Annotated in this window: 17 protein-coding genes; 12 read left to right on the forward strand and 5 right to left on the reverse strand. The window is 67.1% G+C overall.

Annotated features, from left to right (window positions below; all coding sequences use genetic code 11):
• The first annotated feature begins 49 nt into the window (after positions 1-49).
• From N416_RS0113590 to N416_RS0113605, 4 genes are read left to right on the forward strand one after another with little or no spacing between them, the layout of a single operon-like run.
• On the forward strand, positions 50-799 hold the full coding sequence (locus N416_RS0113590) for a DUF2786 domain-containing protein (RefSeq protein WP_024442653.1): 750 nt from the start codon (positions 50-52) through the stop codon (positions 797-799).
• Positions 796-1,305: a TIGR04338 family metallohydrolase gene (locus N416_RS0113595; protein WP_024442654.1), complete on the forward strand. Its 510-nt coding sequence runs from the start codon at positions 796-798 to the stop codon at positions 1,303-1,305. Before N416_RS0113590 ends, N416_RS0113595 begins: the two co-directional genes overlap by 4 nt.
• A gap of 59 nt (positions 1,306-1,364) precedes the next feature.
• Positions 1,365-2,987 carry a TNT domain-containing protein gene (locus N416_RS22175; RefSeq protein ID WP_024442655.1) on the forward strand — a complete coding sequence of 541 codons (1,623 nt, stop codon included), beginning with the start codon at positions 1,365-1,367 and terminating at the stop codon, positions 2,985-2,987.
• 58 nt (positions 2,988-3,045) lie between these two features.
• Positions 3,046-3,378: a hypothetical protein gene (locus N416_RS0113605; RefSeq protein WP_024442656.1), complete on the forward strand. Its 333-nt coding sequence runs from the start codon at positions 3,046-3,048 to the stop codon at positions 3,376-3,378.
• 111 nt (positions 3,379-3,489) lie between these two features.
• On the opposite strand, the gene mymT is transcribed toward N416_RS0113605, so the two are convergent.
• The gene (gene mymT / locus N416_RS22660) at positions 3,490-3,639 is read right to left on the reverse strand and encodes a metallothionein MymT (protein WP_081654569.1); all 150 of its coding nucleotides are present in this window, start codon (positions 3,637-3,639) and stop codon (positions 3,490-3,492) included.
• A gap of 122 nt (positions 3,640-3,761) precedes the next feature.
• On the opposite strand from mymT, the gene N416_RS0113610 reads away from it, so the two are divergent.
• Positions 3,762-4,421 (forward strand): O-methyltransferase, encoded by a 660-nt coding sequence (locus tag N416_RS0113610; RefSeq protein ID WP_024442657.1) that lies wholly within the window; start codon positions 3,762-3,764, stop codon positions 4,419-4,421.
• Between the two features lie 129 nt (positions 4,422-4,550).
• The gene (locus N416_RS0113615; protein ID WP_036458012.1) at positions 4,551-4,994 is read left to right on the forward strand and encodes an SPW repeat protein; all 444 of its coding nucleotides are present in this window, start codon (positions 4,551-4,553) and stop codon (positions 4,992-4,994) included.
• Between the two features lie 57 nt (positions 4,995-5,051).
• Here the strand turns inward: N416_RS0113615 and ilvD are convergent, their stop codons facing one another.
• Positions 5,052-6,773, reverse strand: coding sequence for a dihydroxy-acid dehydratase (gene ilvD, locus N416_RS0113620; protein WP_024442659.1), 1,722 nt, complete (start codon positions 6,771-6,773; stop codon positions 5,052-5,054).
• A gap of 76 nt (positions 6,774-6,849) precedes the next feature.
• Here ilvD and N416_RS0113625 point away from each other — a divergent pair, with 76 nt between their 5' ends.
• The 4 genes from N416_RS0113625 to N416_RS0113640 all read left to right on the forward strand — a co-directional run bounded on the left by N416_RS0113625 (position 6,850) and on the right by N416_RS0113640 (position 10,295).
• Complete coding sequence (locus N416_RS0113625) at positions 6,850-7,422, forward strand: DUF305 domain-containing protein (protein WP_024442660.1); 573 nt, start codon at positions 6,850-6,852, stop codon at positions 7,420-7,422.
• Positions 7,419-7,712: a metal-sensitive transcriptional regulator gene (locus tag N416_RS0113630; protein WP_024442661.1), complete on the forward strand. Its 294-nt coding sequence runs from the start codon at positions 7,419-7,421 to the stop codon at positions 7,710-7,712. The genes N416_RS0113625 and N416_RS0113630 overlap by 4 nt, the downstream gene beginning before the upstream one ends.
• 79 nt (positions 7,713-7,791) lie before the next feature.
• Positions 7,792-9,003 carry an MFS transporter gene (locus tag N416_RS0113635; protein WP_024442662.1) on the forward strand — a complete coding sequence of 404 codons (1,212 nt, stop codon included), beginning with the start codon at positions 7,792-7,794 and terminating at the stop codon, positions 9,001-9,003.
• Between the two features lie 161 nt (positions 9,004-9,164).
• Positions 9,165-10,295: a L,D-transpeptidase family protein gene (locus N416_RS0113640; RefSeq protein ID WP_024442663.1), complete on the forward strand. Its 1,131-nt coding sequence runs from the start codon at positions 9,165-9,167 to the stop codon at positions 10,293-10,295.
• Positions 10,296-11,021: 726 nt separating this feature from the next.
• On the opposite strand, the gene N416_RS0113645 is transcribed toward N416_RS0113640, so the two are convergent.
• Positions 11,022-13,007: a M13 family metallopeptidase gene (locus N416_RS0113645; protein WP_024442664.1), complete on the reverse strand. Its 1,986-nt coding sequence runs from the start codon at positions 13,005-13,007 to the stop codon at positions 11,022-11,024.
• 51 nt (positions 13,008-13,058) lie between these two features.
• Between N416_RS0113645 and N416_RS0113650 the strand changes: the two genes are divergently transcribed.
• Entirely contained in the window at positions 13,059-13,775 is a 717-nt protein-coding gene (locus N416_RS0113650; protein ID WP_024442665.1) for a hypothetical protein, read from the forward strand.
• On the forward strand, positions 13,772-14,485 hold the full coding sequence (locus tag N416_RS0113655) for a hypothetical protein (RefSeq protein ID WP_024442666.1): 714 nt from the start codon (positions 13,772-13,774) through the stop codon (positions 14,483-14,485). Before N416_RS0113650 ends, N416_RS0113655 begins: the two co-directional genes overlap by 4 nt.
• A 23-nt stretch (positions 14,486-14,508) precedes the next feature.
• On the opposite strand, the gene N416_RS0113660 is transcribed toward N416_RS0113655, so the two are convergent.
• Positions 14,509-15,003 (reverse strand): helix-turn-helix transcriptional regulator, encoded by a 495-nt coding sequence (locus N416_RS0113660; protein ID WP_024442667.1) that lies wholly within the window; start codon positions 15,001-15,003, stop codon positions 14,509-14,511.
• Positions 15,000-17,996 (reverse strand): MMPL family transporter, encoded by a 2,997-nt coding sequence (locus N416_RS0113665; protein WP_024442668.1) that lies wholly within the window; start codon positions 17,994-17,996, stop codon positions 15,000-15,002. Before N416_RS0113665 ends, N416_RS0113660 begins: the two co-directional genes overlap by 4 nt.
• Positions 17,997-18,204 lie beyond the last annotated feature (208 nt).

Genomic DNA, 18,204 nt, shown 5'->3' on the forward strand with positions numbered 1-18,204 from the left:
GTCAATGAGACACGCCCTGGTGTCGCCGGCGTCGGTTAGCGTGGCGGCCATGAGCGACGACAAGATGTTGGCGCGGATCGCCGCCCTGTTGCGCCAGGCCGAGGGCACCGACAACGCCCACGAAGCCGACGCATTCATGGCGGCGGCGCAACGGCTCGCCACCGCGACCTCTATCGACCTGGCGGTGGCTCGTGCGCACTCAGCCACCCGAACAGCGGCCACCGCGCCGGTGCAGCGCACCATCACCATCGGAGCGCCCGGTGCGCGGGGGCTGCGCACCTATGTGCAGCTGTTCGTCGGGATCGCCACGGCCAACGACGTGCGTTGCGACGTGGCGACCAATTCGACCTATGTGTACGCCTACGGCTTCGCCGAGGACATCGACGCCACCCACGCCCTCTATGCCAGCCTGGTCGTTCAGATGGTCCGGGCCTCGGACACCTATATCGCCACCGGCGAGCACCGCCCCACCCCGACCATCACCGCTCGGCTGAACTTCCACCTGGCGTTCGGCGCGCGGGTCGGCCAGCGGCTGGCCGAGGCCCGCGATGAGACCCGACGCGATGCCGAGAAGGATCGGAACAGGGCGCCGGGTACCGCGATCGCGTTGCGTAACAAGGAGCTGGAACTGCGCGACTTCTACCGCGGTACGTCGAAGGCGCGCGGCACCTGGCGGGCCACCCGGGCGTCGGCAGGGTATTCATCCGCGGCGCGTCGGGCCGGGGATCGGGCTGGGCGCAAAGCCCGGCTGGGCGACAGTGCTGAGCTGTCGGTGGCGCGGTCCGCGCTGGAGCGGTGAGCGGCAACGCTTCAGAGCGCGATGGTCAGCGCGCCAAGGTCTACGCCGCGGAGGTCTTCATCCGCACCTTGTTCGACCGCGCCGCCGAGACCGGCAGGCGCAATCTGGAGTTCTTCGGTGCCGAGCTGACATTGCCGCCCGAGGCCCGCTTCGGTTCGGTGGCCGCCGTCCAGCGCTACGCCGATGACGTCATGGCACTGTCGACGGTGCGCGCTCGGTGGCCCGATGCGACGCAGTTGACCGTGCGCGCACGCCGCGGCGCCACGGCGGCGCATTACGAAAAGATCGGCGCAGCAGGCGTTATCGCCGTGCCGGATCAACGCGGCGTGGACTGGGCGTTGCGAGAACTGGTGGTGCTGCATGAGATTGCGCACCATCTGTGTGATGCTCGGCCGCCGCACGGCCCGGAGTTCGTAGCGACGTTCTGTGCGTTGGCCGAAATGGTGATGGGCCCGGAGTTGGGCTATGTGCTGCGGGTGGTGTTCGCCAAAGAGGGTGTGCGGTGACGTGCGCTCCGGTGCGGTGTCGGTCATGATCTGACGATGGCGAGTAGCGCGGGTGCGCCGTGAGTCGTCCGAGCCTGCAGCATCTCGGGCTCGGTGACCTTGTTGCCGCCGCGGGCGGTGATCCGTGGGCCGTTGACGACGGCGTGCAGGCCGGCAGCCCCGCCCAGATCAACTTCCTGGCGCAGGCGTTTCATTCGGCGGCCGGCTCGTCCACCGCGGCCGAGGAAGCCTTCCGCACCGCCCAGCAGCACTTCGAGCAGTACAACCGCGAGAACGGCGAGCAGCCGATCAACAACAGCGCCGAGGTGCAACGGGTCAAGGACGGCCTGCGCGCCTCCAACCAGCAGCTCGGCCAGATCGCAGCCGACTTGGAGACCATCGCCGCCGCCCTGGCCCAGGCCCGGCAGCGCTGCGATGAGCAGATCGAGGCGCTCAATGCGAATCTGCGGGGCTACGACGATTATCTGGCTGACTACAACACCCACTACTTGGCGTATACGTTGCACGGCGACGACGTTGATGGCCTGATCGAAAAGTGTTGGGACGGTGCGATAACCGACACACGGACGGTCCTGTCAAACGTCACGCTCATCCGCGGCGGCTATGCCAAGGTGCTGCAGTCTGCGCTGACGAACCTGCGGGTCAAGGATGGCTACGACCTCGGTGTCGTGGCACGCAGCTTCGAGGCCGACCGCGACGTGCCGGCAGACGGCGTGCCCGCTGCGCCGGTGCCGTTGAACCCCGCGGATGTGGAGAGTTTCAAGGTCTTGGCTCGGGACATCCTGGCCAACGACGGAGTTCCGCCAGATCAGATCGAAGCGCGCATCAACGCAGCGGTGCTGCAGGCCCAACAGCCGCTATCGCGCTACGTTGCCCCCGAGTCGCAGCGGCGGGCGCCGTTGGGGTTCGGCGATGCCTTCGGGGAACGTTGGCGAACCACCGAAGAGGCCGTCAAGAACCTGCTCGGGCAGGGCGGACCAGGCGCCCCCGGCGTCCTGGAATCGTGGGGTGGCCTGGCCAAGGGGCTCGGTGACTCCTTCCTCAACCCGGTCGGCGCGGGTGTCGCCCAAGTCAAAGACGCCCTGAATGCGCCCAGTCCCGCATACTTTCTGGGCGAGAAGGCTTTCGATGTCAGTTCGGCCGCAGTGACCCTTCCCTTTGGCGCGGAGGGAGCAATAGTCCGTGCGGGGCTGCCCGCCGAAGTTCTGACCGAGGGCGGTGCGCCGGCGGCTGTTCTGCGGGGCTGGAATCCGACCGGCGGTCTGTCGTGGCAAGAATTTGAGGCCAGCTTCGGCAGGCCTGAAACCCGGGTCTGGCCTGAAAACGGCGGGTTCCCGGCGGGCTATATTCCGCAGCCCGCACAGTTGACTGAAGGTACGATTATCGACAGGTTCGGTACTGAATGGGGCCACTACCTCTCGCCAGACGGCACACCATTTGCGGACCGGTCTTTGGCGCCGGAATCGGTCGGTTCGGACTACAATCGATATATTGTCACCGGGAAACCATTGCCTGACGGCTGGGAAATAGTGCAAGGGCCAGTTGAGCCTTACTACGGACAGGCGCCATCGCCAAATGCGACGCAATATGTAATCACTGCGCCCGACGGCATCCGGCCATCCGTGTGGGAGCTCGTAAGACGAGGGGTTCTCGATGAGTATGGACCGCCCTTTGGACGATAAATCCAACGCGCTCCAGGTGGAGATCGATCAACTGTCGGAAGCCCTAGGTGCCCGGTCCATGCCTGTCGGGCTACGGACCAATGACGGGCTCAATATCTTCGTCGACGAGGATGGCTCCTACCACTTCACCTTCTACGAGCGGGGAAAACTTGGATTCGACCGGGTGGGAAGTCTCGATGACCTACTTTATTGGTACTGCGCAGGTATCGTCTCGCGACAAGCATCTAGGGAAGTCGGTGACCGTCGAGAGCGTTTCAGGTATGAATACGAGGTGCTAAGCGAATTCAATATCGGCTGGGCGAAGAGAAATGTCCGTGAGACCGCGGCCCTCTTCCGCAACGGGCAACCGCAGGACATTGCGCTACTTCCAGACATCGGCGAACCCTTGTGAACTATCTGCGCCAGTCCTGTCGGAGCTTTAGCCCCCCGGTGGTGTACACCAAGGAAAGGCGTCCGGTGACGCACAACGGTCGAGGTTGTGCGTCACCGGCGCCGTCTGTTGTCAGCTCTTGACGGGTACCAGCTCGTCGCCGCAGGTGCAGCGGTAGGCCTGCCCCGAGCCAGAGCAGTGGCACGCCGTCTCGATGCGGACGCGGCAGCCGCAGCCTTCGTGGCCGCACGTCAGCAGGGTTCCATCCTCGTAGTTCGCCATGTGTCACACCTTCCTCTGTGATCCCCGGCGGCGGCCGGGTGCCCTGACTATATACCCCATAGGGGTATGGGGTAAAGAAAAATCAGGAGTCAGAACGGCGATCGCGGGCTAGCGTGGATGAAGTGACTGAAAAGCCCACGCCCCGCGATGTCGATGCCTTGCTGGACAACCTGTTCGCCGGAGAAGACCCGGCGTTGACAGCGGCGCTGGCCGCCAGCGACGATGCCGGTCTACCGCCCATCGCGGTCTCGGTACAACAGGGCAAGTTCCTGAATCTGCTGGCGACCGCGACCCGTGCCACCCGCATCCTGGAGATCGGCACGCTGGGTGGCTACAGCACCATCTGGCTGGCGCGCGCCGTCGGGCCGACTGGCTCGGTGGTGACGCTGGAGTACGAACCCACGCATGCCGAGGTGGCTCGGGGCAATCTGGACCGGGCCGGCGTCGGTGATCGCGTGCAGATTCGGGTGGGCGCCGCGCTGGACACCCTGCCCACGTTGACCGGCGAGCCGTTCGATCTGGTGTTCATCGACGCCGACAAGGAGAACAACGTCGGCTACCTGAACTGGGCCGTGCAGCTAAGCCGTCCGGGCTCGGTGATCGTGGTGGACAACGTGATCCGCGAGGGCGCGATCCTTCAGCCGCGCTCCGACGACGCGACGGCGCGCGGCAGTCGGGACGCCTTGGAGCTGATGGGCAGGCACCCGCGGCTGCGGGCCGCCGCCGTGCAGACAGTCGGGGCCAAGGGCTGGGACGGCTTCGCCCTGGCCGTCGTCGACTAGGAGTGGCCTGGCGCCGTTTGGCGGCGGAATTTTTCGTTGCTGACGAACAGCGTTCGGGCGTAGTCTTTCACCAGATGGATGGGTGCATCCGGCGTGAAACCGCCTGTTGCATAACAGAAAGGTTACGAAATGAGTACGGTCCATTCATCAATAGAAAACCACCCTGACCTGTTAGCTCTGCGCGCACGGTACGAACGCGTCGCCGAGTCGATGACGGCTCAGGGAACCTTCGGATTGACCCTGCTGACGGCCGTCTACGGGGCGGTATCCCCGTGGGTCGTCGGATTCGACGCGACCACCAGGCTGACCATCACCAACCTGGTCGTCGGACTCTGCGTCGCCTTCCTCGCGTGCGGGATGGCGGCGGCACTGGATCGCATGCACGGGCTCGCCTGGACCCTGCCGGTCTTCGGGGTGTGGTTCATCGCGTCGCCCTGGATTCTGATGCACGGATCGCCGAGCACCGAGATGATCTGGTCCAACGTGATCACCGGTGCGGTGTTGACGATCCTCTGCCTCAATGCCGCGTACTTCGGTATGCGGGCGCGCGGTGAGTCAGCCAGGCACGCCTGACGAACTCCCCGCGAGTGGTCCCCTCGCAGGCAGGTGGGCCCCAGGGGCCGCCGACGGTCAGCCGCAGACGGCGCCGTGGGCGGCGGAGCCCACCAGCTTGCGGTACTTGGCCAGCACGCCGGTGGTGTAACGCGGCGGTGGCGGGGTGAAACCCTGGGCGCGGGCGGCGAATTCATCGGGATCCGCCACCACGTCCAGGGTCGCGTTGGCCACGTCGAGGCGGATGGTGTCGCCGTCGCGCAGGAACGCAACCGGTCCGCCGTCCACCGCCTCGGGGGCGATGTGGCCGACGCACAGGCCGGTGGTGCCGCCGGAGAACCGACCGTCGGTCAGCAGCAGGACGTCCTTACCGAGGCCGGCGCCCTTGATGGCCCCGGTGATCGCCAGCATCTCGCGCATCCCGGGCCCGCCCTTGGGTCCCTCATAGCGGATCACCACGGCGTCGCCGGCGCTGATCGTGCCGTCTTCCAGCGCGTCCAGCGCTGCCCGCTCGCCGTCGAAAACCCGCGCGGTGCCTTCGAACACGTCGGTGTCGAAGCCGGCCGACTTGACCACCGCGCCCTCCGGCGCCAGCGTGCCGCGCAGAATGGTGATGCCGCCGGTCGGGTGAATCGGGTTGGTCAACGCGTGCAGCACCTTGCCGTCGACGACCGGGGGATTGAGCTCGGCGATGTTCTCCGCCATCGTCTTTCCGGTGACGGTCAGGCAGTCGCCGTGCAGCAGACCGGCTTCCAGCAGGGTCTTCAGCATGACCGGCACGCCGCCGATCTTGTCGATGTCGTACATGACGTGCGCCCCGAACGGCTTGACGTCCGCCAGGTGCGGCACCTTGGCACCCACCCGGGAGAAGTCGGCCAGGGTCAGATCCACCTCGGCCTCGCGGGCGATCGCCAGCAGGTGCAGCACCGCGTTGGTCGATCCGCCGAACGCCATCACCACCGCGATCGCGTTCTCGAACGCCTCTTTGGTCAAGATGTCGCGGGCCGTGATTCCCCGGCGCAGCAACTCCACCACCGCCTGGCCGCTGGCGCGGGCATACCCGTCGCGGCGCCGGTCGATCGCCGGCGGCGAGGCGCTGCCCGGCAGCGACATACCCAGTGCCTCAGCCGCACTGGCCATGGTATTGGCGGTGTACATGCCGCCGCAGGCGCCCTCGCCGGGACAGATCGAGCGCTCGATGATGTCGACGTCCTCTTGGGACATCAGTCCGCGCGAACAGGCGCCGACCGCCTCGAACGCGTCGATGATCGTCACCTCGCGCTCGGTGCCGTCGGACAATTTTGCGTAGCCCGGCATGGTCGAGCCCGCGTAGAGGAAGACCGAGGCCAGGTCGAGACGAGCCGCGGCCATCAGCATCCCGGGCAGCGACTTGTCGCAACCGGCCAGCAGCACCGAGCCGTCCAACCGCTCGGCGCACATCACGGTCTCCACGCTGTCGGCGATGACTTCGCGCGAGACCAGCGAGAAGTGCATGCCCTCATGGCCCATCGAGATGCCGTCGGAGACCGAGATGGTGCCGAATTCCAGCGGGTAACCGCTGGCTTCCAGGACGCCCTCTTTGGCGGCCTTGGCCAACCGGTCCAGCGACAGGTTGCAGGGGGTGATCTCGTTCCACGACGAGGCCACACCGATCTGGGGCTTGGCGAAGTCGTCGTCGCCCATGCCGACCGCCCGCAACATGCCGCGGGCGGCGGTCTTCTCCAGGCCGTCGGTGACGTCACGACTGCGCGGTTTGATATCGACGGACGCCCCGGCGGCGTCGGTGCTCGGCGAATTCACCAGCTCAGTATGCCGGTAGGGCTGGACCGGGCCAAACGAATAAATACCCCGCGGGGGTATGCGTTAAGGTGGGCGCATGAGACCGGTCCCCACCGTCGTCGTCGCGGCCATAGTCAGCATTGCCGCCGGCGGTTGCCAGCACGCGCCCACCCCGGCGCCCGAAGCGTCGACCAGCGCGGCAGGAATGAGCACCGGTAGTCCCGGCGACGTGAGGTTTCTGGAAGACATCGTGATCCACCACCAGCAGTCCTTGGAGCTGGCGGCCATGGTGTACAGCCAGAGCGGCGACCCGGCGCTGGTGGCGTTCGCCGACCAGAGTGCAGCCCAGCAACGCACCGAGCTGCAGGGTTGCCAGGCGCAGCTGCTGCAGTGGGAGGTCCCCGGCGGGGGCCCCGACCGCGACCACGCCGCGGACATTCCCGGCATGGTGGACACGGCCACCATCGACAAGCTGCGCACCTTGCGCGGCCCGGCATTCGACACGCTGTGGCTGCAAACGATGATCGCCCATCACCGCGGCGCGATCGCGATGGCGCAGAACCAGATTCAACACGGCAAGAGCCCGGAGGCGATCAGCATCGCGCAATCCCTCCTGCCGTTTCAGCAAGCCGAGATCAATCAGATGAACCGACTGTTGGGGGCGCCATGACCACCGAGGCTCCGGGGTACTCCCCGCGAAAAGACAACTACGCCAAACGGCTGCGTCGCATCGAAGGCCAGGTGCGCGGCATCGCCAAGATGATCGATGACGACAAGTACTGCATCGACGTCCTCACCCAGATCAGCGCGGTCAACAGCGCGCTGCGGTCGGTGGCGCTGAACCTGCTCGACGAACACCTCGCGCACTGCGTCAGCGGGGCCGTCGCAGCCGGTGGCGCTGAGGCCGACGCCAAACTCACCGAAGCCTCGGCGGCAATTGCGCGGTTAGTTCGTTCCTGACCCGCTCGCCGTTACCATGTGAGCCGGCAGTTACCGGGAGCGCCATGCGCCACACACCCCTCGACGCTGCCCCCAACACATGACTGTCGAAACCGGAAATGCCCGATTGCGGCCGTGGACACCACAGACCACGGCGCGGTTGGCGATCCTGTCCGCCGCGGCCTTCATCTACGCCACCGCCGAGATCCTGCCGGTAGGCGCGCTGCCCGCGATCTCGGCCGGTCTGAACGTCAGCGAAGCGCTGGTCGGGACGTTGCTGGCCTGGTATGCGGTGGTGGCAGCGGCGACAACGCTTCCGCTGGTGCGCTGGACCGCGTTCTGGCCGCGCCGCCGGGTGCTGCTGCTCACGCTGGTCTGCCTGACCGCTTCACAGGTGATTTCGGCGCTGGCGCCCAACTTCGCCGTGCTGGCCGGCGGCCGGGCGCTGTGCGCCGTCACGCACGGCCTGATGTGGTCGGTGCTGGCGCCCATCGCCACCCGGTTGGTGCCTCCCAGCCATTCGGGCCGCGCGACGACGGCGATCTATGTCGGCACCAGCCTCGCGCTGGTGGTCGGCATCCCGCTGACGTCGGCGATGAGTCTGCTGTGGGGGTGGCGGTTGGCGGTAGTGGTGATCACGGTGGCGGCGGCGGCCATCACCCTGGCCGCCCGCATAGCGCTGCCGCCCCTGGTGCTCACCACCGATCAGCTGGCGCTGGTCGGAAACCATCACCACCGCAACGGGCGACTGGTGGCGGTGAGCACGCTGATGCTGATCGCCGTCACCGGGCATTTCATCTCCTACACCTTCATCGCGGTGATCATCGGTGATGTGGTCGGTGTGCCGGGCGCCCGCCTGGCGTGGTTGCTGGCCGCATTCGGTGCCGCCGGGTTGATCGCGATGCCGCTGTTGGCCCGGCCGGTCGACCATCGGCCCAAGCTGGTCACCGGCGGCTGCATGGCCGCGATGTCGGCGGCGTTCGTCGTCCTGGCGGCGCTGTCCATCGGCGGGCATCACACCACCGGCACGACGGTGGCGGGCGCGGGCGCGATCGTACTGTGGGGGGCAATGGCGATGGCAGTGTCGCCGATGCTGCAGTCGGCGGCCATGCGCACCGCGCCCGACGATCCCGACGGTGCGTCGGGGCTGTACGTGACGGCGTTTCAGGTCGGCATCACCGGCGGCTCGCTGGCCGGCGGGCTGCTGTTCGAGCGGGCCGGGACCTCGGCCATGCTGGCGGCCTCGGCACTGCTGGTCGGTGTCGCCGCGGTCGGCATCGCGGCCAGTAAACGCCTGTTCGTAGTTCCCTGAAGCTTTTGCAGCGGTAACGTTCGCCACTTCGCCGGCCGTCAAAAGGCCAGTTCAAGACCATCGTCTAACACGTGTTGCGTCGTATGTCGCCCGTTTGGAGAGTTAGCTGGAGACCATCCTGTGAGACACTGGAGATCAAGATCGTGACCGGAGGTAGGTAGATGTCGGGATGGAAGCTCGCGCAACTCGGCGCGTGGCTCAGCACCGCTGGTTTGGCCGTCAGTCTCACGCTCGGTTGCGGAACAGCACTGGCCGACCCGCCGCAGCAGCCCGGCGACCCAGCGGCCGCCGACGCCGGCCCGGCCGACCCGGCGGCGCCGCCCGCGCCTGAGTTCCCGCAGTTCCCGCCGCCCCCGGCGGAGCTGCCCCCGCCCCCGCCGGGCGACCCGATCGCGTTCCCGCCGCCGCCACCCGAACTCGCGCCCGGCCTACCCGCCGCGCCCGAGGGCGTCCCCCCGGGTCCGGACCCGCAGGCAGTTCCGGCTGGGTCGACAGACCCCGCAGCCCCGGGGCAGCCCGGTGCGGTGCCGGCCGCCGCGTCCGGACCGGTCGTGGGACAGAACCCGGAGCCGTTCACCGGCACAGCGCCGTTCCTGCCGCCGTCGTTCAACCCGGTCAACGGATCGATGGTGGGTGTCGCCAAGCCGATCATCATCGACTTCCAGCGGCCGATCGCCGACAAGGCGATGGCCGAGCAGGCCATCCACATCTCGTCGAACCCGCCGGTGTCCGGCAAGTTCTACTGGATGACGCCCAGCCAGGTGCGGTGGCGTCCGCTGAACTTCTGGCCCGCCCACACCGTCGTCAACATCGACGCAGGCGGCACCAAGTCGAGCTTCCGCACCGGTGATTCCCTGGTGGCGACCGCCGACGACAAGACCCATCAGATGACGATCACCCGAGACGGCAAAGTGGAGAAGACCTTCCCCATGTCGATGGGGATGAGCGCCGGGGGACACGAGACCCCCAACGGCACCTACTACGTGCTGGAGAAGTTCCCCACGGTGGTGATGGATTCGTCCACCTACGGCGTTCCGGTGAACTCCAGTTGGGGATACAAGCTCACCGTGCAGGATGCGGTCCGGATCGACAACAGCGGGGGCTTCGTGCACAGCGCGCCGTGGTCAGTGGCCGATCAGGGCAAGCGCAACGTCAGTCACGGCTGCATCAACCTCAGCCCGGCCAACGCCAAGTGGTTCTACGACAACTTCGGCAGCGGCGATCCCGTCGTGGTGAAGAACTCCGTCGGTACCTACACCAAGAACGACGGTTCGCAAGACTGGCAGATGTAGGCCCGCGAGAGGGCATGGCAGCTGGCCGCGATGGTGGCCTGCCGACATAGCTGATAGCAACCTCCGTCGCCGGGCTCATCGCTGGGGCCCGTGAGGCGGTACGTGCAGACCACGTGACGTGGGAACCGGGACAATCGAGCTTTTTAAGCTTGGGGCGCGACAGCGACGTACTACTCCCAACTCCGCCAAAGTAGGATTACTATCCACTAGAGTGCACCATGGACCGCGCCGCCGTCATGTCGGAATGCGCTGGAACCTTCGGAGGACACACATAGTGAAGTCAAGTAGGTCACTTGCTCAGGTAGTGACGATGACCGCCGGAGTCCTGGTGCTCTGCCTTGCTCCGGCCGCAGCTGCTGAAGGCGACCCGCACGTACCGGACGCCCGGGCGGACTGGTGTCCTGGTGGTCACTTCTTCGAGCAGGGAGGAAGACAGTCGTGTTGGGGAGAGAAGTTCCCCGACGGCAGCGTCTATGTCCAGGATGGCGGATTCGGGCCGAGCGGTCCCTTTGGCCCGTTCAGTTGGAACTCGCCGTCCTGCTGGGGGCCGGGAACGACACGGAATATATTCATGCCCAACGGCAGATGTGGTTAGACAGGAGCGGGTGACGCCCAGCTTCCATCGGGAGTTGCTGGCTGGGGCTCACTGGCAAAAACCGCTGTGCCTGTCACCACCGGCAAAAGTGCCACCGTCTCGGTGCTCACCCCGTCGAACTGAGCCCCCGCTCAGTTCCAGATCCGGACCCGGGCAGCGGGCTCAAGGTAGAGCGCGTCGTCTGGCGTGACGTCGAAGGCGTCGTAGTAAGCGTCCATGTTCCGGATCACCCCGTTGCAGCGGAACTCCGGCGGAGAGTGCGGATCCACCGCTAGACGCCGGATCGCCTCGGCGTCACGGGATTTCGTGCGCCACACCTGCGCCCAGCCGAAGAAAACGCGCTGGGTGCCGGTCAACCCGTCGATCACCGGGGCCTCGGCGCCGGCCAGGGACAACTGGTAGGCCAGCAGAGCAATGGACAGCCCACCGAGATCGCCGATGTTCTCACCAACGGTGAAGGCGCCGTTCACGTGGCGGTCGCCGTCCAGTTCACGCGGCACATATTTCTCATACTGGGCGATCAACGCCTTGGTGCGGCAACCGAATTCGGCGCGGTCGGCATCGGTCCACCAATCGATCAGGTTGCCGTCGCCGTCGTACTTGGCGCCCTGATCGTCGAACCCGTGCCCGATCTCGTGGCCGATCACGGCGCCGATCCCGCCGTAGTTGGCTGCGTCGTCGGCGCCGGCATCGAAGAACGGCGGTTGCAGGATCGCGGCGGGAAAGACGATCTCATTCATTCCCGGGTTGTAGTAGGCATTGACGGTCTGCGGTGTCATGAACCATTCGTCGCGGTCTACCGGCCCGCCCAACTTGGCCAGTTCGCGGTCGTAGTTGACCGCATAGCCGCGTAGGTAGTTGCCGTACAGGTCGCCTCGGTCGGTGACCAGCGCGGAGTAGTCCCGCCACTTTGCGGGATAGCCGACCTTGGCGGTGAACTTGTCCAGCTTGGCCAGCGCCCGCTCGCGCGTTTCCGGTGTCATCCAATCCAGATTGGTGATGCTCGCCCGGTAGGCCTCGCGCAGGTTGCCGACCAGCTCATCGATGCGTGCCTTGGCGTCCGGCGGGAAATGCTTTGCCACGTAAAGCTTTCCGACGGCATCGCCCATCAGGGACTCCACCACGGACACGCCGCGCTTCCAGCGGTCCCGGATCTGCTCGGTGCCCGACAGTCGGCGTCCGTAGAACTCGAAGTCCTCGGCGATCAACTCTTCGGTCAACAGCCCGGCGCGCGCATGAATGACCCGCCAGCGCGCCCAGTCCTGCCAGTCGGCGAAGTCCGCGCTCTCCCACAATGCGGCGAACGCCGTCAGGAAATCGGGTTGCCGCACGACCAGCTCGCCGGCAGCAGCCACCGAGACGCCGAGCGCACCGACCCAGCCGGCCCAGTCGAAACCGGGCGCCTCGGCCGGCAGCCCGGCGAAGGTGCGCAGGTTGTAGGTCAGCTCGGCGTCGCGGCGTTTCACCACGTCCCAGTGCGCGCTCGCCAGTCGGGTCTCCAGCGCCACAATGCGTGCCGCGGTCGCGGCGTGCGCGTCCGGTTGCCCGCCGTAGACCAGAGCGAACATCGCCGCGATGTGCTCCGGGTAGGCCGCCAGAATCTCGGCGTGCTGTTCCTCGCGGTAGTAGGACTCATCGGGCAGTCCGATGCCCGACTGGTTCAGGTGCAGCAGGTAGCGAGTCGAGTCCTTCGAGTCGGTGTCCACGTAGAGCCCGACGCCGCCGCCGACCCCGATGCGCTGGCCCGCGCCCACCACCCGCGCCAAGGCGTCGCGGTCACCGGCATCGTCGATGGCGGCCAGCTCCCGGCGCAGCGGCTCCACTCCGCGCTCACGGACGGTCTGCTCGTCGGTGAAGCTGGCGTAGAGGTCGCCGATCCGGCGCTCATCGGTGCCCGTGGCCGCGGTCGATCCGCTGGCTTCAATGAGCAGGTCGCGAACCTGGATTTCGGCCCGATCGAACAGGGCGCGGAAGGCTCCGTCGGTGGCGCGGTCCGGGGGCATCTGGTAGCCGTCGAGCCAGCGGCCGTTGACATGACCGAACAGATCGTCCTGCGGGCGGACACCACTATCTACGTAGCTGAGATCAAGCCCGGAACGGGTGGCTGGTGAGGTCACCGTCCCATCCTTCCACGACGGATGCCGCAGCTCTCCTGTAGCGTCACCGCCATGCCTGACGAGCAGCAACCCGACGACGCCACCGAGGTGGACCAGGAGCTCACCGAGCCCGATGCCGTCACTGGCGAGAGCCTCGAGGACCCGGCCGCCGCAGAAAAGGTGCACGAAAAGGCGCCGGCGAAGACCGGCAAGAAAACCACCCACGCGCAACCGGCTGCGGCGGCCTCCGGCGGTGGACTCTCCGGCTACGGGTGGGGCTCGGTGGCCCTCGGCGTGGTCGCGGTGGCGGCGCTGATCTTCAGCCTGATCACTTGGTACGAACACCACGAAGATGTCAATGAGCGCGGCTACCGCAGCCGGGTGCTGCAGACCGCCGCCAGCTGGACCAGCGTGCTGATCAACTTGAACGCCGAGAACGTCGAGAAGGGCATGGCCCGGCTGCGCGACAAGACCGTCGGCGAACTCAACAGCGAGTTCGATGCCGCCTTGGCGCCCTACCGTGACGTGGTGCAGCGAATCCAGTCGCGCAGCACCGGCCGGATCGAAGCTGTCGCCATCGAGCTCGAGCACCACGACCTCGACGAGCCGGCCGCGACCGGCAGCGACGAGCCGTCGAACCCCGGCCGTACCGACCCGGTGATGGTGATCGCCACTTCGATCGCCGAGAACGTCGGCGGCAGACCCCAGACCGTGCACTGGGCTCTGCACCTCGACGTCACCGACGTCGCCGGCAACATGATGATCTCCCGATTGAGGTCGATTCGATGAGCAAGCTGGAACTCTTGAAATCGCAACCTCTGTGGCGGGTGGTGTTCGTCGACATCGCCGCGCCGCTGGCCGCGGTCGGGGGTCTGCTCCTGGTGGGGCTGACGCTGGACTGGCCGGTCTGGTACGTGTCGCTCTGCTCGGTGTTGATCCTGCTGATCGTCGAAGGCATGGTGGTCAATTTCGTGCTGCTGCGCCGTGACGCGGTCACGGTCGGCACCGACAACGAGCGGCCCGGTCTGCGCTTCGGGGTCGTCGGACTGGCCGCGGCCGCGCTGGTGGCCGCGGCGGTGCTCGGATACCTGCGCTGGACCGTTCCCGACCGCGACCTGGAGATCGACTCGGGTGAGGCGGTCAAGACCGCCGTCGCCATGGCCGAAGCTGCGGCCACGGTCTCGCCGGCCAACCCGGACGCATCGATCGAGAAGGCTGCCACCTACATGGTCCCGGACCGGGTCAATGCGTTCCGGGAGAGCATTGGCCGGACCGCCACCGACATGGCCAACCGCAACATCGCGGTGGAGGCGCAGACGCTCAGTGCCGGTGTCGAGGCGCTCGGGCCGTCGGCAGCGCGGGTGGCGGTCGTGATGCGCAGCGTCCAGACGGTGGCGAACCAGCAGGTCAAGCAGTCGGTTGTGCCGGTGCGCCTGACGCTGACCAAGCGCGGCGGAAAGTGGCTGGTGCTGGAGATGTCACCGATCCACGCCCGCTGACCCGCCGGGCGGGGCGGCCGGCGTCAGACGGCGTCGGGCGTCTCGCGGGTGTGCAGCTTGACGAAGCGGTCGGACAGTCGGCGCATCCGGATCATCAGTGAGGCCGGTGGGCTGACTGTGCCGTTGAGGTAGTCACCAAGCGTGTCGGCGGGAACCCCCACCCGCGAGGCGAACTCTTGCTGGCTCAATCCCGACCGCTCGATCAGCACCCGCATGTGACGCGCGACCTCCGCGCGCTCGTTGGCCTCCAGATGCGCGCGGGCACGGGTCAGGACCTCCGACAAAGCTTTGGCGATACCGAAGGATTCGGTGCCTTCCAGCACCTCTTCGACCTGGCGGGCGGTACGGCCGTAAGGATCGCGCTTGAGTGCCACCACGATGAGCTGCCAGGTGGCGATGTCGCCGGTCTGTAGCGCAGCCCGGATGGCCGACGTGGGCCAGAACTCGACCGGCCGGTCGGTGTCGCCGGACGGCTGCCGGGGCAGCGGCCCACGGCGTCGGTCCGCGGCCAACGTCACCTCGCCTCCTCGAGCATCGCCACGGCAACTGCCAGGCAGCGCCCTTGGACGTGTTCCCAGTCCGTACTCGCCCCAAGCGCATCGTCGCCGGGGGTGTAGTCGCCGCGTGCGGTGGGCTCCGGATCGGCGAGTCGACATACCAGCTGGGTGGCCATCCAGTGTCCGTCGGCTGGTTGACCAGAGTAGTACGCATCAATTCCGCTGAGGGCCCCAGCAACGGTTTTCGGGCCCAGCGCATCGGCGAGGTCGGCCAGCCCGGCATAGTCGCGCGGGCTGTTGCGTGCCAGTACCAGGTAGCCCGCCAGGCGCAGGGTTTCGGCACCGGTGGGGATCTGCAGCCGGTCTCCGGTGGGCAGTTGGACGGCCGCGGCCTCCATCGGACGGCACCGGGTCAACGCCGGGACGTCGAGCCCGATCTCGCTGGCCGCCCATGACTCGGTTTCCAGCGCGTCGAGCGCGATGGCGAGCCGGCGTCGCCACACCGTGACCGGGTGAACCGGACGAATGGTGCGGGGCTGCGCCCGGACCGTGCCGGCACGCGACTGCCAGCCACCTGTCAGCCGGGCCAGCGCGTGGCTCACCCCTCTGCCGCCCGCCGTGGGCGGTGCTGCCGGCCCGGTGGTGACCGGCACCGCTTCGATCTTGCTGGTGGCCATCTCGGCCACTCCGCAGCCGCGTAGCGCCAACGGGTCGCTGACACAGACCGCGTCCGGAACCAGCCCTTTGAGCCGGGCCGCCGACTTGACCACCACACGAAGGTCAGCGCTGGGCGTGATCAGCGCGGAGATGTCATCGGGTATCACCACGACGTCACCCAAATCCACTGTGGGCAGCGGCTTTTCAAAGTCGACCGACGGCAGGATCCGGGCCAGCCAGCGCGGCAGCCACCAGTTCCACTCGGCGAACATCGCCATCAGCGCCGGAACCAGCACCAGCCGAACCACGGTGGCGTCGACCGCGATCGCCACCGCGCAGGCCACCCCCAGTTCGGCCACCAGCGGCATCCCGGCAAACGCGAAACCGATGAACACCGCGATCATGATCAGGGCGGCACTGGTGATGGTGCGCGCGCTGGTGCTCACCCCGTAGGCGACCGCGTCGTGGGTGTTGCCGGTCTGCAGGAAACGCTCGCGGATGCGGGTCAGCAGGAAGATCTCGTAGTCCATCGACAAGCCGAACGTCATCGCCAGCACGAGCGGCGGAATGAACGTGTCGATGGAACCGGTCGATGCGAAACCGAACCGTTCCAGCCAGCCCCACTGGAACACCATCACCAGGCTGCCGTAGGCAGCTGCCACCGACAGCACCGTCATCACGACGCCCTTGAGCGCCAGCAGCACCGACTGGATGGAGACCAACAGCATCAGGAAGGCGATCAGCGCCACGAAAACCAGCACCATCGGTTCGGCCGCTGCGACCCGGTCGTCGAAGTCCTTGATCAATGCGGTCGGTCCGCCGACGTCCACCTGCACTGCCGGCGAGCCGGCCGCTTCCGGCAGGTGTTCGCGCATCCAGTCCACGGTGGTCCGTGCGGCCATGTCCTCGGGATCGACGGACAGCACCGCAGACAGCAGGCCGCTGCTGTTGTCGTTGCCGAAGACCGGCGGGGACACCGAAGCGATGTTGGGGGCCTGCGACATCTCCTGGCGGATCGCCGCAAACGTCTCGGCGTGGGCCGGCGCCGAGGCGTTCGCGCCGGGGATGGTCACCAACACCCGGACCGGTCCCAGCGCGCCCGGACCCAGGGCTTGGGCTGCCGCGGCCACCCCGCCCCGGATCTCGTGGGAGGAGTCGAACTGGCGAAGCATGCTGTTGCCCAGCGACAGCGACAGCGCCGGCGCCGCGAGCGCCAACAGGAATCCCGCCGCCGCCAACGCCGAGGCCCAGGGGCGCCGCATCACCGACGCCGTCCAGCTGGTCCAGAACCGCGACTGAACGGTCTGGGGGCTGCGTGCCCAGTGCAGCAGCGCCGACCGTTTGGCCACTGCCCGGCCGAACACGGCCAGCACCACCGGGGTCAGGCTGACCGACGCCAGCACCGCCACCGAGACAGCCAGGATCGCTCCGGTCGCCATCGACACCAGCACCGGCGTGTTGATCAGATAGATCCCGGTCAGGGAGGCCACCACGGTGAGGCCCGACAGCACCACGGCCAGCCCGGACGTCGCCATCGCCGCATCGACGGCCTCCTGCGGCTGGCGGCCGGCCCGCAGTTCCTCGCGGTAGCGCATCAGAATGAAGAGCGAGTAGTCGATCGCCAGTGCGATCCCGAACATCGACACCGTCGACGTGACGAATACCGACATCGTGGTGAACAGCGACAGCAGATAGACCAGTCCCATGGTGACGATCACTGTGCCGATCCCCAGCGCCAGCGGGATGGCGGCGGCCGCCAGTGAGCCGAACACTGCCAGCAACACGACCAACACGATCGGAAGATTCCAGCGCTCTGCCGCGCCGATGTCCTGTTTGGTCTTCGCCGACGCCGCGGCGCCGAGGGCACCCTGCCCGATCACGTAGAGGTTGACCGAACCGTTTTCGACCCGGCCGGGATGTTCGTCGGCCACGCCCAGCTTGGTGCGCAGCTTCTTGGCGACGTCGACGGCGCCGGTGTTGTTGAAATCGACTCGCAGGGACACCACGTATGGCCGGTCGGGACGCGGCGGCGGTTGCGTCGTATCGGGCAGCACCGTCACGCTGGGAACCTCGCCGGCAGCCCGCTGCAGCAGCGCGACGGCGTCTTTCATGTCCAGGTAGGTGGCGTCGGCGCGGGGTGCGGCCACCAAGGCCAGCGGTGAGGCGCCCTGCTCGGGAAAGTGATCCTCGAGCTGGTACTGCACATGCAGCGACTGCGATCCCTGGACCTCGAAACCCCCGCCGGTGAGATGACCGGACTGGGTGGCCGCCAGGTAGAGCGAGGCGAGCACAGCAAGTAACCACCCTGTGAAGACCACCCAGCGGAATCTGCGCAGGTTGTTGCTGAAGCGCATCATGAACTGCTGGATTTCGTCTCTCCCCGCTCTCGCCCGCACCGGTGCGTCGCGTGCTGCGAGCCTACCGCAGCAACCTATTGCACTGGCCGTTTCTGTCGCCTCTGAGCTGCTCCGATGCCGTCCGGGAACCACACTGTGACCAGGCTGACCTGTGCTCGGGTGGCGGCACCGGGTGGTTACTGTCAGGATGGGGAAAAGGCCGTCTTTC

Source organism: Mycobacterium sp. UM_WGJ, assembly GCF_000455125.1.
GTDB lineage: Bacteria > Actinomycetota > Actinomycetes > Mycobacteriales > Mycobacteriaceae > Mycobacterium.